At 63.7% G+C, this 13,107-nt stretch carries 11 protein-coding genes; 2 read left to right on the top strand and 9 right to left on the bottom strand.

Annotated features, from left to right (window positions below; genetic code table 11):
* Positions 1-200: 200 nt before the first annotated feature.
* Entirely contained in the window at positions 201-2,378 is a 2,178-nt protein-coding gene (locus tag LAN70_02855) for a PAS domain S-box protein (protein ID MBZ5510088.1), read from the top strand.
* Between the two features lie 88 nt (positions 2,379-2,466).
* On the opposite strand, the gene LAN70_02850 is transcribed toward LAN70_02855, so the two are convergent.
* From LAN70_02850 to LAN70_02840, 3 genes are all read right to left on the bottom strand, one after another.
* The gene (locus LAN70_02850) at positions 2,467-2,748 is read right to left on the bottom strand and encodes a HigA family addiction module antidote protein (GenBank protein MBZ5510087.1); all 282 of its coding nucleotides are present in this window, start codon (positions 2,746-2,748) and stop codon (positions 2,467-2,469) included.
* 12 nt (positions 2,749-2,760) lie between these two features.
* Positions 2,761-3,039: a type II toxin-antitoxin system RelE/ParE family toxin gene (locus LAN70_02845; GenBank protein MBZ5510086.1), complete on the bottom strand. Its 279-nt coding sequence runs from the start codon at positions 3,037-3,039 to the stop codon at positions 2,761-2,763.
* 90 nt (positions 3,040-3,129) lie between these two features.
* A complete protein-coding gene (locus tag LAN70_02840; GenBank protein ID MBZ5510085.1) occupies positions 3,130-4,320 on the bottom strand; it encodes an acetyl-CoA C-acetyltransferase in 1,191 nt (396 codons plus the stop codon).
* A gap of 551 nt (positions 4,321-4,871) precedes the next feature.
* Between LAN70_02840 and LAN70_02835 the strand changes: the two genes are divergently transcribed.
* Complete coding sequence (locus LAN70_02835; protein ID MBZ5510084.1) at positions 4,872-5,156, top strand: CPBP family intramembrane metalloprotease; 285 nt, start codon at positions 4,872-4,874, stop codon at positions 5,154-5,156.
* 292 nt (positions 5,157-5,448) lie between these two features.
* On the opposite strand, the gene LAN70_02830 is transcribed toward LAN70_02835, so the two are convergent.
* The 6 genes from LAN70_02830 to LAN70_02805 form a co-directional block, all read right to left on the bottom strand.
* Positions 5,449-8,346 carry an ATP-dependent helicase gene (locus LAN70_02830; GenBank protein MBZ5510083.1) on the bottom strand — a complete coding sequence of 966 codons (2,898 nt, stop codon included), beginning with the start codon at positions 8,344-8,346 and terminating at the stop codon, positions 5,449-5,451.
* Positions 8,347-8,432: 86 nt separating this feature from the next.
* Complete coding sequence (locus LAN70_02825; protein MBZ5510082.1) at positions 8,433-9,155, bottom strand: 16S rRNA (uracil(1498)-N(3))-methyltransferase; 723 nt, start codon at positions 9,153-9,155, stop codon at positions 8,433-8,435.
* 42 nt (positions 9,156-9,197) lie between these two features.
* Positions 9,198-10,334 carry a molecular chaperone DnaJ gene (dnaJ, locus tag LAN70_02820; protein ID MBZ5510081.1) on the bottom strand — a complete coding sequence of 379 codons (1,137 nt, stop codon included), beginning with the start codon at positions 10,332-10,334 and terminating at the stop codon, positions 9,198-9,200.
* A gap of 67 nt (positions 10,335-10,401) precedes the next feature.
* The gene (gene grpE, locus LAN70_02815; GenBank protein MBZ5510080.1) at positions 10,402-10,971 is read right to left on the bottom strand and encodes a nucleotide exchange factor GrpE; all 570 of its coding nucleotides are present in this window, start codon (positions 10,969-10,971) and stop codon (positions 10,402-10,404) included.
* Between the two features lie 5 nt (positions 10,972-10,976).
* The gene (hrcA, locus tag LAN70_02810; protein MBZ5510079.1) at positions 10,977-12,023 is read right to left on the bottom strand and encodes a heat-inducible transcriptional repressor HrcA; all 1,047 of its coding nucleotides are present in this window, start codon (positions 12,021-12,023) and stop codon (positions 10,977-10,979) included.
* Positions 12,024-12,217: 194 nt separating this feature from the next.
* Positions 12,218-13,048, bottom strand: coding sequence for an Mrp/NBP35 family ATP-binding protein (locus LAN70_02805; protein MBZ5510078.1), 831 nt, complete (start codon positions 13,046-13,048; stop codon positions 12,218-12,220).
* Positions 13,049-13,107: the final 59 nt, after the last annotated feature.

The raw sequence follows: 13,107 nt of genomic DNA, 5'->3' as shown, positions 1-13,107 counted from the left end.
TCCCGCAAAATCAAGGGCGGAGTATAGCAAAGGGGAACCGGCAAAAGCGGTGATTTCCCGCGTCGGGACGTCTCCGCGAGAGGAAATTTAGCCCAAAAACGGATTTGGGCGACGTTCCCGAGACTGCGCGCGAGGGGTCACATATCAGTTCCCCCCTATTGCGGGTGGCAATCCCGCAACATACGATCACATATGACCCCATGACGAGCACGGTAGACCTCAAGCAGGACCCGGTGAAAGAGCAGTCGAAAAAGCTGCAGCGGCTCCAGCAAGAAGAGAGCCGGCTGTGGCGTACGGCGCTGATCTTCCTGACCATCCTCGCGGCAGGTGTGGGAGCAACTTCCTGGCAGAGCCTGGCCGGCATCCCACGCCACTTGGAAGCCATCCCGCTGGGCACGGTGGTGGTGGCGGTGTTGTTCGCCGTCTACGTCACGCTGAAGCGCAAGGAAATCGCCGAACTCCAGGGCGTGCTCAGGGGCATGCAGGAGCGCGAAAAAACGCCGCCCAGCGAGCAACAACTCAACAAGCTGCTGGAGGCGGTCAGCAACTCGCAGCGCAATTACCGCGAACTGATCGACAGCATGGAAGAGATGGTGCTGGGATTGTCGCTGCAAGGGACCATCCGCACCACCAACCGCGCGTTCACCGATCTGATGGGCAAGGCGTTTGCGGACATCGCCGGGCATAACCTGGAAGAGTTCCTCGCCGAGCCGACGCGCGAGCAGGCGGAAAATCAGGTGGCGCGGTTCCTGCAGCAGCGGCAGTGGTCGGGCGTGCTGCGCGTGCGCTTCAAGCATGAAGCCGGCGTGCGCTACTTCGACACCGTGCTGCATCCCATTGTCGCCGCCGGCGAGGTGGTCGGAATCGGGGTGCTAGCCAAGGACATTACCGCGGCGCGGGAACGCGAGACGCGGTTTACCGAGTTGTTCGAGACCTTGCAGGAAGGCGTGTATTTCACCACGCCTGCCGGCGGGCTGATGGACTGCAACATCGCGCTGGTGCGCATGCTGGGGTACGAGAGCAAGGAAGAGTTGCTGCAAATCCCGGTGCCGCAGTTGTTCGTGGATTCGGCGGAACGCCGCGAACAGGTGAGAACCCTGCAACAGAGCGCGGCCATCCGCTGCCAGGAAGTGCGGCTGCGGCGCAAGGACGGCAGCGTCGTCATCTGCCTCGACACGGCGCGCGCCATCTGCGACGACAGCGGGGAGCTAGTGCGGCTGCAGGGCGCGCTCTTCGATATCACGGAGCGGCGCAAGGTGGAAGACCGGCTGCAGCAGCAGGAGGAATTCGGAAGGCGGCTGGTGGAGAGCTTCCCTGACCTGATCCTGGCGCTCGACAAGGACGGACAGTACACGTTCGTCAGCCCGCGGGTGCGCGAAATCCTGGGCTACGAACCGGAGATGTTCATTGGGCGCAACATGATCAGCGACCAGGCGCCGGTGGCGGCGATGGAGTTGCAAGCGCTGTTCCGCGAACTGATCACCGGCAAGGAAGTCTTCCAGACGGCCGAGTACGGAGCGCAACATCGCGATGGCACCTGGCGAGCGCTGCGCGCGACCGCCAGCCCGCTGTTCGACGCGCAGGGAAAGCTGACCGGAGTGGTGGCGTCGGTGCGCGATGTGACCACGGTGAAGCAGATGGAGCAGCAGTTGATCCAGACCGAGCGCCTGGCGGCGATGGGGCAGATGATTGACGGATTCGCGCACGAACTGAACAACCCGCTCACCGCCATCCTGGGCGCGATCGAATTGCTGGAGGGAACGACGCCCGACTCGGCCTCCAGCCGCAAGTTCGAACTGCTGAAGCAGCAGGCCAAGCGCGCGGCGGAGGTGGTGCAGAACCTGCTGTTCTTCGCGCGCCCGCCCGCGCCGGGCAAGGCGCCGCTCAATCTCAGCGACATGGTGCAGCGCTCGCTGCAACTGCACGAGCATTCGCTGCGGGTCAATAACATCGCGGTGGACTTCATCGGCGACCCGGGTCTGCCGGACGTGGTCGGCGACCCCCATCAAATCATGCAGGTGTTTTTGAACTTGATCATCAACGCGGAGCAGGCGGTCCGTGAAATCCGGCCGCGCGGCACCGTGCGCGTGCGGCTGGGAAGAAACGGCGACCGCGTGTGGGTCAGCTTCCAGGACGACGGTCCCGGCATCAGCCCCGAATTGCTGCCGAAAATCTTCGATCCGTTCTTCACCACCAAACGGCCGGGCCGCGGCACCGGACTCGGACTCAGCGTGGCCATGGCGATCCTGAAGAAATACGACGGCACGATCGAAGCGCAGGCCGCACCGGGCGGAGGCTCGGTGTTCACGGTCACTCTGCCGGCGGTGAAGACCTCGAATGCGAAGACGCTTGCGACCGCGGGACGCGCCGGGCGCTGAAGCCTTCACCGGGCAATCAATCCACGCTGATTGGTCGAGGCCTGATCCCCGCGAGACTCCATCGCGGCCGCTGGGTCGACTTTGTTCTTTAAACGGTTTCGAGCCGCTTCAGCTTGATTCGGTCGGCGCGGACATGCGTAAGCTCGTAATGCGCCTGCTGGGTGAGCCAGCTTTCGGCGCTGCCGCCGAAGACCTGCGACAGTCTCACGGCCATTTCGGGAGAAATCCCGCGCTTCCCGTTCACCAGTTCTGACAGGGTTGTCCGGGTCACTCCCAGGGCGGCGGCGGCGTCCGTGATGGTCAAGCCCAAAGGCTCGATGCACTGGCGAAATACAACGCCTCCGGGATGTGGCGGATTCTTCATCGGCATGGATAACCTCCGTCAGTGGTAATCGGCATAATCAACGTCCAGTGCATCGCCGTCGGCAAAGCGGAAGATCACCCGCCAGTTCGCGCGCACAGTCACCGCCCAAAAGCCTTTTAACGCGCCCTTGAGTGGATGAAGCCGGAACCCCGGCAAATCCATGTCCGCAACCGTACCGGCAGCATCGAGCCGCGCAAGAATGTCTCGCAGCTTTGCGGCGTGCTCGGCAACGACGCCGCGCGGGTCGCCTTCCTCGTAAAGGCGTTTGAGCCCCTTGTGGCGGATCGACCGGACCATCCCGTACCGTAACGCGTCACGTAACAGATGTCAACACGCGTGGCACACCCTTCCCTTCTCTACCAAAAATGTGGGCGCCTTGCGTTGATCTTATCGCTCGATCGCCACACCGACGGCGTTGCCGCCGCCCAAACAGAGCGCGGCGATTCCCTTCTTCACGTCGCGGCGGATCATCTCGTACAGCAGGGTGACCAGGATGCGCGCGCCGCTGGCCCCGATGGGATGCCCCAGCGCGACCGCGCCGCCGTTCACGTTCACCTTGTCCAGGTTCAGGCCGAGTTCGCGGGTGACTGCGATGGCAGCCACGGAGAACGCTTCGTTGATCTCGTACAGGCCAACTTCGTCCTTGTTCCAGCCGGTCTTTTTCCAAAGCAGGCGGACGGCATCCACCGGCGCCATCATCACCCACTTGGGGTCGAGGCCGCTGGTGGCCTGCGCCACGATGCGCGCCATCGGCTTGGCCCCGAGCCGCTCCGCCGTTTTCGCGCTGGTGACCACCACGGCTGCCGCGCCGTCGTTGACGCTGGGCGCGTTGCCGGCGGTCACGGTGCCATCCTTCTTGAAGGCGGGCTTGAGCGCGCGCAGCGCTTCGGCGGTGGTGTCCTCGCGCGGGCCTTCGTCCTTTTCGAAAAGCACGGTCTCGCCTTTCTTCTTACCGGGCACTTCGACGGGGACGGTCTGCGATTGGAAGCGGCACTCCTTGATCGCCGCCACCGCCCTGCGATGCGAGTTGACCGCGAACTCGTCCTGCTCCTCGCGTGAGATGTGATATTTCTCGGCCACGTTCTCGCCGGTATTGCCCATGTGGTAGTCGTTGTAGATGTCCCACAGGCCGTCGCAGATCATGGAGTCGAGCATGGTGACATTGCCGAGGCGGAAGCCCTTGCGCGCGTTGGGCAGCAGGTAGGGCGCGTTGGTCATGGACTCCATGCCGCCGGCCACCACGATGTCGCTGTTGCCGGTCTGGATGGCCTGCGCCCCGAGCGCGACCGACTTCAGTCCCGATCCGCAAACCTTGTTGATGGTCATGGCGCTGACCGAGGGCGCCAGTCCGCCATAAATCGCCGCCTGGCGCGCCGGGTTCTGTCCCAGCCCGGCAGAGACGACGTTGCCCATGATGCATTCGTCCACGGAGGCAGGATCGAGATTGGCGCGCTTGACCACTTCGCGTACCACGATCGCGCCCAGTTTGGGAGCTGACAAATCGGCGAGCGAACCCTGGAATTTTCCGATCGGAGTGCGAACTCCGGCGATGATCACCACATCGTCTGCGCTAGGCATAAAAAGTGCTCCTATAGTGAATTCCAAACCCTTCATTATAAGATGCGGCAGGAACCGGCCCACAACAATTCCGGGAGGATCGATTGTCCACCAACCCGCCTGTCGCACCGGAAACTTCACCGACCGAGCCGCCCGCAGCGACACCGCCGGCGCTGGTGGCGCCCGCCTGGCACACGGCGCTGTTCGTCGCGGTGGTCATGGTGTTTGCGGCCGTCACCGCCCGAACGCAAGGGGAGATGATCGCGCATCGCGGGCGCGTCACCGTCTATCTGCTCACGCTGGCATGGGAGTACCTGCTGGTGGGATTCATCCTGTGGGGTGCACGCAAGAGGGGTGTCAGGCTGCGGGAAATTGTCGGCGGCAGATGGAAGTCGCCGAAAAACTTCCTGCTCGATGTGGCGGTCGCGTGTGGATTCTGGGTAGTCGCCGCGGCCGGGCTGGCGGGATTGTCGTTCGCACTCGGGCTGGCGTCGCCCTCGCAAGTGGCGGAAGCAAGAAAACAACTCGGCCCGCTGCTGCCGCGCAGCGGACTGGAATTGGGAATATGGATCCTGCTCAGTGCTACCGCCGGGTTCTGCGAGGAGATCATGTTCCGTGGATACCTGCAGAAACAATTCCTCGCGGCGACGCGCAGCACCGCGGCGGCCATCGTTCTTCAGGCGGTGATCTTCGGCATCGCGCACGCCTACCAGGGCGGGCGCCGCATCATCCTGATCGCCGTCTACGGCGCGCTTTTCGGCATGCTGGCGGCATGGCGCAAGAGCCTGCGGCCGGGGATGATCCAGCACACGCTGCAGGATTCTGTCAGCGGCATCGCCTTCCGGTTACTGAAGTGAGTGGGCTCGCGATTTTTTTGCGAGGGCGCGCGAAATTTCTTCACCGGCGCGCGTGTGTTCTCTGGTTCCGTGGATTTTTTGCTTGACTTCGATTTTGAATGACTCTATACATTCAAGCAATTGCAACGGAACATCGTTGCGAACCATGAACAATGGAAGGGAGAATAGAACCATGGCAACGAAAAAGGGTGGCAAGAAGGCTGCAAAGAAAACGAAGAAGCACTAAGCCTTCACGTTGAAAAAGCAAGGGGGACGCGGGAAGCGTCCCCTAAGTTTTTTGGGGGACGATTTCTTAACCCGCTCCCGCCGCAGTCGCAATCACGTACAACTTCTGCTCGGTCGCCGGACACAGGTTGCGATACTCGCACCAGCGGCACCAGAAGCCCGCTTTCGGGTCGAACCGTTCCGCGGCGATTCCTTCCGCTACCTCCGCGATCTTGGCGCGCGTCTCTAGCACCGCTGCTTCATCGCGCGCGGTGCGCACCTCGGAGTTGTCTTCCAGGTTGTGGATGACCAACTCGGCGGGTTCGGCGTTCAGGGTCTCGCGCGCGGCGATGGCATAGATGGAAAGTTGCAGGCTCTTGTCGGCCTTGTCCTGGTCGAACACCGAGCCGGTCTTGAAATCGATGACGCGCACGCCACTGCCCTCGAGCCGGTCCACGCGATCCATGCGCCCGCGAACCGGGACGCCGCCCACTTTCATCTGAAAACCTCTTTCCGCGTGCAGGACGGGCGGCGCGGGCTGCCGGGCGAGAGCGCTGAGGTAGGCGCCTAGTTGTCGCGCGCCCTGCTGTTCGAAGAGCGTGCGCTGGTAGTCGTCATCGAAAGCGGCGGCGGCAATGAGTTCGCGAAAGCGTTGCAGCACCTCGCCCTCGGTGCGCGCGCGGCCATCGAGGATTGCCTGATGAATGTCGCGCAGCACGTCGTGCACGATCTTCCCGTACAGCATCGAAGCGGAGGCTGGGCCGGGAATTTGCCAGTCCTGCATCAGCTTGTATTTCATCGGGCAGGTGTCGTAGGCGTCGATGGAGGTGGCGCTCAAACCCCGCTGCGCGATTTCGGGCCGCGGCTTCATCAGGAGCCAGGTCGCGACCCCAGAGGCCGGCGCCGCGCCTGCCTCGATGGTGGCGGTGAACGGGCGCGCCGAGTGCTGCCGCCAGCAGCCTTCGGCCCGGGCGCCGCTCATGATGCCGCGGAGCAGGCCGGCGGGCGTGGTGTCCTTGCCTCTTCCCGGACGCGCATAGACGCGGAGCGAATCGCGCGCCCGTGTCAGCGCAACGTAGAACAGGCGCCGCTCTTCTTCGGCGTGAATCTGCTTGCTGTCGTCCGGCAGCGGCATTTCGCGCAGCGCCTGCGGGAATTCGAAGACCGCTTCCTTGTAGCTCATCGGAAACGACCCAGAGTTGGCGCGCAGCACGAACACGGTCTCGAATTCCAGGCCCTTGGCGGAGTGCGCGGTCATCAGTTGCACCGCGCCCTCAGCGGCGGGCACGGGAAGCTCGAGCTTGCCCCCGGCCTCCCGGAACAGATCAACGTAGGCGATGAATTCCTCGAGCGAGCCGGATTCGGTGATCGGCCTGGTATGCCATTTCTCGACGAACTCGCGCAGGATGCGCACCGGGTCGTCGGACTCGCTAAAGCCGAAGGCGCGGACCGCGAATGCGCACACCGGCGCCGCTTCCCAGTTCACCGACGCGGCGTAACCCCGCGCCTTTTCCACCGCCGCGAGCACGCGCGCGCCGCCGGGAATTCTCGGCAGCAGTGAGACGAATGAGGCTTCCCGGGACGCGGCGGCGAGCGCCGCACGCATGGCATCGCCGTCCACGCCGAACATGGGCAGGGCGGCGACGCGGAAGAGTGCTTCTGAATCCGACAGCGACGCTACCGCGGCCAGGCATGCCAGCAGATCGCGAATCACGGCGGTCTCGAGCACGTCGAGACCCTTCACGACGAACGGTATGCCGCGTTCCGCCAGAGCCCTGGCCATCTCCTCGCGATGGGAATGCATGCGGTAGACGATTGCAGTGTCGCCGCCTTGCCCCGAGCTGCGCAGTTCTTCGATCTCGGCGGCGATATCGGCGGCCTCCTCCTCTTTCCCGCCATGCAGAACGATCTCGACCCTGGCGGGCGTCAGCGGCTTCCCTTCCTCCACCGCGCGCTCTTCGCGGGCGGAACGCAGTGCGTGGCGCTCATACTCGGAACCGTCCGGTAACCGGCAGTCCACGGCGGCGTTGCCGTCGATCACGGAAAAGGCGCAAGCGAGAATGTTGGAAGTCGAACGCTGGTTTTCGTCGAGCGGAACCGCCTTCGTGCCCGGGAAGCGGCGCTGGAATTCCTGGAAGGCGGCGCTGGAGGCGCCGCGGAAACGGAAGATCGCCTGGTCGGGATCGCCGACCGCGAATACGTTGTGCTCCTCGCCCGCGAGCAGGTGCGCCACTTGGATCTGCGCCACGTTGGCGTCCTGGAACTCGTCAATCAGCAGGAAGCGCGCGCGTTGCTGTTCGCGGCGCAGCACGCTCGGATCGGCGCTCAACAGGCGGACCGCACCCGTGATCATGTCACCGTAGGTGCCAAGATTCCGTTCGCGCAGCATGGCTTCGACACGGGCAAAGACGCGCGCAATCTCCTCGCAGCGCTCCAGGTGCTCGGCGGGCGTGATGCCGGCGGACTTCTTTGACTTCGTCACCCGCGGCGGCGTGTGCTGGCCCTCACGCAGCTCTTCCACGTACCGGCTGAAGCGCGCCGCGTCCACCAGTTCGTCCTGGCAGCGGCTGAAGAAATCCAGCAGCGCGTCGAGAAACTCGTGCGGTTTCGCTGCCTTGATGTAGTACTGGAGGCCGAGTTCGTGGAGGCGGCGCTTCAGCAGAATCCAGAGGTCTTTTTCTTCGAGCAGGCGGAATTCCTGCCCCGCCCGCTGCAGAATGCCGTAACACAAGGAATGAAAGGTGCATGCGTGCAAGCCCTCGCCGACGCGCGCGGCGAGCCTCTCCACCAGTTCGGTGGCGGCTTTGTCGGTGTACGTGACCGCAAGGATTTCTTCCGGGCGGGCTTCGCCGGTTGCAACCAGGCGTGCAATGCGCTCGACCAGCACAGTGGTTTTTCCCGTGCCCGCGCCGGCGATGACCAGCATCGGCCCGTGGACGTGCTCGATCGCTTCCTTCTGCCGAGGATTGGGTACGAAGCCGCTCATCGCCTGCTTCTTGGGGAGCGGGCCATTATGTGTGAGTCAAGGAAGGTCAGCAACTCTGAATTTCGCCTTAGGCGCCATTGCTGGCGCTAACTCACCTCGGAGATAGCGATGGCGAGCGCGGCAATCGCCGCCGTCTCCGCGCGCAGGATAGTGTTGCCAAGCGAGGCCGATGTCCAGCCCTCGGCATCGAAAGCGGCGAGTTCGTCGGCCGTCCAGCCACCCTCGGGGCCGATCCCGAGGATGATGGAGCTGCCAAATTCAAGTTTCCAGTTGCCGTCAATCGCTTGTTTCAGGGTGAGGCCGCGCTCGCTTTCGGAGAGCAGGATCTTGAGCTCCGACGGCACTGCGAGGGCGGATTCCAGGGGCTGCGGCGCGGCGATCTCGGGCGGCGACACGCGCCGCGACTGCTGCGCCGCCTCATGCGCGATGCGCCGCCAGCGTTCCACCCGCTTCCCTGCCGCCTTTGCCAGGTGCGGCTCGGTGCGGCGCGCGATCACCGGCACGATGGCGGCCGTTCCGAGCTCGGTCGCTTTCTCGATTGCCCAATCCATGCGATCGAACTTGAAAATCGCCAGCAGCAGCGTGATGCGCGCCGGTTCCTTCTGCGGCACGGACTCGCCGAGTTCGAACTCCACTCGGTCGTCGGCGACGTGGACCACGCGGCCCACGCGCACCGCGTCGCCGGTGGAGACTTCGTACTCCTGCCCGACGCGGACGCGAAGCGAGCGGGCCAGGTGCGCGGCGTTGCGGCCCAGCAGGGACGCGCGCGCGCCCGAGACCTCGTCGGCAATCCAGCGGCGGCGGGTCATATGCGGAGGAGGAAAGAGACCCGCACGGAATAGCGAACGAACTTATCCAAAGATGTCCTTGACCTTGCTGAGAATCGTACTGCGCTCCGGCCTGTTTTCCACTCCGTCGGTGGCGGCGAATTCTTCCAGCAGCTCGCGCTGGCGCTTGCTGAGTTTCGCGGGCGTGTGCACCTTCACCTCGACGTAGAGGTCGCCCTTGCCGCGTCCGTTCAGCACCGGCACGCCGCGGTTGCGGATCTTGAATACCGTCCCGCTCTGGGTGCCTTCCGGAACCTTGAGCCTCTCCGGGCCTTCCAAGGTCGGGATTTCCAGTTCCGCGCCGAGCGCCGCCTGCGCGAAAGAGACCGGGACGGCGCAATGTAGGTCGTGGCCATCGCGGTCAAACATGGCATGCTCTTTGACATGGAGCACGATGTAGAGGTCGCCCGCGGGCCCGCCGTGCACTCCCGCCTCGCCCTGCGACGCGTAGCGGATGCGGGTTCCGTCTTCGACCCCGGCAGGGACTTTGACCTCGATGGTGCGCTCGCCCACCTGGCGGCCTTCGCCGCGGCAGGATCGGCAGGGATGGGTGATCACGGTGCCGCGTCCCTGGCAGGCGGAGCAGGTGCGCGCAATGCTGAAGAACCCCTGCTGGTACCGGACTTGTCCGCGGCCGCCGCAGGTGCGACAGCTGACCGGCTCGTGGCCGGGCGCAATCCCCGAACCGTCGCAGGTTACGCACGATTCGTGACGCCGGACCTGAACTTTCTTTTCCGTTCCGAACACCGCCTGCTCGAATTCCAGGGTCAGGTCGTGGCGCAGGTCGCCGCCGCGCTGCGCCCAACTGCGGCGCCGGCCGCCCGCGCCGCCGAACATGTCGCCCATGCCGAAGATGCTGCCGAGAATGTCGCCGAGATCGCCGAAGTCCTGGAAGATGGAGGGATCGAATCCGCCCGCGCCCATCGCGTTGACCCCGGCGTGCCCGAAGCGGTCGTAATTGGCGCGCTTATCGGTGTCGGCGAGCACGGTGTAGGCCTCGGTGCACTCCTTGAAGCGCTCCTCGGAATCGGGATTGTTGGGATTGCGGTCGGGATGATGCTGCAGCGCGAGCTTGCGGTAGGCGCTCTTGATCTCCTGCTCGGTCGCGGAGCGGGTCACACCCAGGACTTCGTAATAATCGCGTTTGCCGTTGTTAGCCACAGTAAGTTTCAGTTTCAGTTTCGGTTTCAGACTCAGCCGGCTTTCGACTGAAACTGAAACTGAAACTTCATTTCTTAGGATTGGTAGCGACGCGCACCATCGCGGGCCGCAGCAGCCGGTTCTTCAACTTGTAGCCGCGCTGGAGTTCGTCCAGCACGTGGTGATGTTCGGCCTCGTCGGTCTCCACCATCTGCACCGCCTGGTGCAGGTTGGGATCGAACGGTTCGCCGCGCGCTGCGATGGCTTGCACGCCGAGCTTGGCGAGCGCGTCATGAAATTGCCGGTTGATCAGCTCAATCCCGGCGTGAAATTCATCGCTGTCGCGCGCCGGGCTGTGCAGCGCACGATCGAAGCTGTCCACGATCGGCAGCAGCGACTGGATGGCGTCGGCGAGCGCGTAATCGCGGAAATCCTGCTGCTCGCGCGTATTGCGCTTGCGGAAGTTATCGAATTCCGCCTGCAGGCGCGCCAGCCGGTCCAGAAGCGTGTCGCGCTCCTGGCGCAACCGTTCCAGTTCTTCCGGCTGCACCGTGGCGGTGATCGTCGCTTCGGGTTCGTTTTCATCCGCCGCCGGCAGCTCGTGCTCGAGATCGAGGGCTTGAGGATCGCCGTCGGCCTTTCCGTTTCCTGGTGCCATAACTCCTATTCCGATTCGTTCAAAATCTTGTCGAACAACCGCGCGATGTACGAAACCGCGGTGATGGTGTGCTGATAGTCAATCCGCGTTGGGCCAATCACCGCCAGCGATCCCATCACTTCTCCTCCGACACGCGCCGGCGCGCCGATGAGCACAAAATTCCGCAGGTACGGCGCTGCTTCCTCCAGCCCGATCACCACCCGCACCGCCTCCTGCTTGGCATCCAGGTAGGCATTCAGCAACTGCACGACACGCTGCTTTTCCTCCAGCGTATGCAGAAGCTGCTGCAGGCGCTCCTTGTCTTCCTCGCTGGCCACCAGGTTGGAGGCGCCATCCAGATAGATGCCGGGCGCGGCCTCTTCGGCTCCAAGCGCCCCCTGGCGGCAGAGTTGCTCGAGCGACTGCATCAACCGGTCATACTCGCTGCGCTCGCGCTGGATGAGCTGCTCCAGCTCAGACTGGATCGCCGTCAGCGTCCAACCCCGGTAATTGTCGTTGATGTAGCGCGCGGCGATTTCCAGGTCAGACTGCGGCAAGTCGGCGCCCATGCGCAGCACGCGGTCGCGCACCACCCCCGACTTCATGATCACCACCGCCAAGATCTTCTTGTCGCCCAGCCGCGAGAAGTAGATGTGGTCAAGAGCGTTCTTCGGCCCGCCGCTCGCCATGGTGACACCCACGCCGTGCGAAATCAGCGACAGCACGTGCGAGGTTCGCTCCATGAATTCCTGCACGTCGCTGGCGCCGTGCAGCGTGGTTTCGATCACGCCCTTGTCCTCGGGCGAGAGCTGTGCCCGGCCGCTGATCTGGTCCACGTAGTAGCGGTAAGCGTCGGCGGTAGGAATGCGTCCCGCGGAGGTGTGGGGCTGCTCCAGCAATCCGGCCTCGGAGAGGTCGCTCATGACGTTGCGGATGGTCGCCGGACTGAGCCCCTCGCGGTTCATGCGCGCCAGAGTGCGCGAGCCGATCGGCTCCCCGGTCGCAATGTAGCTCTCCACGATGGCCGTCAGGATCTCGTGTTCGCGCGGGCCGATTTGTCCACTGGGCGGCATAGTATTGCCAAGGGCCTAGCCCTAAGTACCTTTAGATGCAAAAACTTAGGATTCCATTCGCGTCTTCTCTGATTGTAGGAACAGAGGAGTGGGAAGTCAAGGTTGGCAGTCACGACGCCGGAGTGCTAAACGGCAGTTTCATTCCTCAGCGTCAGATCGCGAGTTCCGTGCTGAAACCGAAACTGAAACTGAAACTACATTATCTGGATCACGTCCTGCGGACTGGCGGCGCGGATTTCCTGCACGCGCTCTTTCACCCGCTGCGCGAAGGCGTAGAGGGATTTCGCGTGCGGCGAACCGGGCCCTTCGAGCACAACCGGATGGCCGCTATCACCGCCCTTGCGGATATCAGGATCAATCTCGATTTGTCCGAGGAACGCGAGCCCGAACTGTTCGGCGGTGCGCGCGCCTCCGCCCTTGGAGAAGATGTCAATCTCCTGGTGGCAATGCGGACACAGAAAGTAGCTCATGTTCTCCACCAGCCCAACGATGTCCACTTTCACCTGGCGAAACATCTCGATGGCCTTGCGCGCGTCCTGCAGCGAGACATCGGACGGGGTGGAGACCACGATCGACCCGGTGACCGGCACTGTCTGAATGAGCGAGATGGCGACGTCACCCGTGCCCGGCGGCAGGTCTACGACCAGGTACTCGAGCGTGCCCCACTCCACCCGCTGCACGAATTCGCGGATCATCTGGTGCAGCATGGGCCCGCGCCAAATCAGCGGCTTGTCGCCGGGATTGAGAAAGCCCACCGAGATGACCTTGATGCCGTAGCGCTCCAGCGGCTCGATGCGGTTGTCGCCGACGATGCGCGGCGTCGAGTTGGAACCCAGCATCAGCGGCACGTTGGGACCGTACACGTCGGCATCGAGCAGGCCCACCTTGTGACCGAGCTTGGAGAGCGCCAGCGCCAGGTTGACGGCGAGCGTGGTCTTGCCGACACCGCCCTTGCCCGATCCTACGGCGACGATCGCGTCCACTCCGGGCAACGGCTGCGGCCCCACCGGGGGTTGTGCGTGCATGTGACTCAAGGGAAAACCTCGTGGTTAGGACTAATCCTTGATTATACGATGCGGAGTAT

It is taken from the genome of Terriglobia bacterium (genome assembly GCA_020072845.1).
In the GTDB taxonomy this organism is placed as follows: domain Bacteria; phylum Acidobacteriota; class Terriglobia; order Terriglobales; family Acidobacteriaceae; genus JAIQGF01.
The sequence above is the reverse complement of the archived record's forward strand: the minus strand, read 5'-3'. Positions and strand labels throughout refer to the sequence as shown.

What these genes read in the sequence shown, in the direction of transcription:
- LAN70_02845 (MBZ5510086.1), bottom strand. Translation starts at nt 3,039, where the DNA reads ATGGTCCGGTCGATCCGCCACAAGGGGCTCAAACGCCTTTACGAGGAA.
- LAN70_02830 (MBZ5510083.1), bottom strand. Translation starts at nt 8,346, where the DNA reads ATGAGCGGCTTCGTACCCAATCCTCGGCAGAAGGAAGCGATCGAGCAC.
- grpE (MBZ5510080.1), bottom strand. Translation starts at nt 10,971, where the DNA reads ATGGCACCAGGAAACGGAAAGGCCGACGGCGATCCTCAAGCCCTCGAT.
- LAN70_02855 (MBZ5510088.1), top strand. Translation starts at nt 201, where the DNA reads ATGACGAGCACGGTAGACCTCAAGCAGGACCCGGTGAAAGAGCAGTCG.
- hrcA (MBZ5510079.1), bottom strand. Translation starts at nt 12,023, where the DNA reads ATGCCGCCCAGTGGACAAATCGGCCCGCGCGAACACGAGATCCTGACG.
- LAN70_02850 (MBZ5510087.1), bottom strand. Translation starts at nt 2,748, where the DNA reads ATGCCGATGAAGAATCCGCCACATCCCGGAGGCGTTGTATTTCGCCAG.
- LAN70_02805 (MBZ5510078.1), bottom strand. Translation starts at nt 13,048, where the DNA reads ATGCACGCACAACCCCCGGTGGGGCCGCAGCCGTTGCCCGGAGTGGAC.
- LAN70_02825 (MBZ5510082.1), bottom strand. Translation starts at nt 9,155, where the DNA reads ATGACCCGCCGCCGCTGGATTGCCGACGAGGTCTCGGGCGCGCGCGCG.
- LAN70_02840 (MBZ5510085.1), bottom strand. Translation starts at nt 4,320, where the DNA reads ATGCCTAGCGCAGACGATGTGGTGATCATCGCCGGAGTTCGCACTCCG.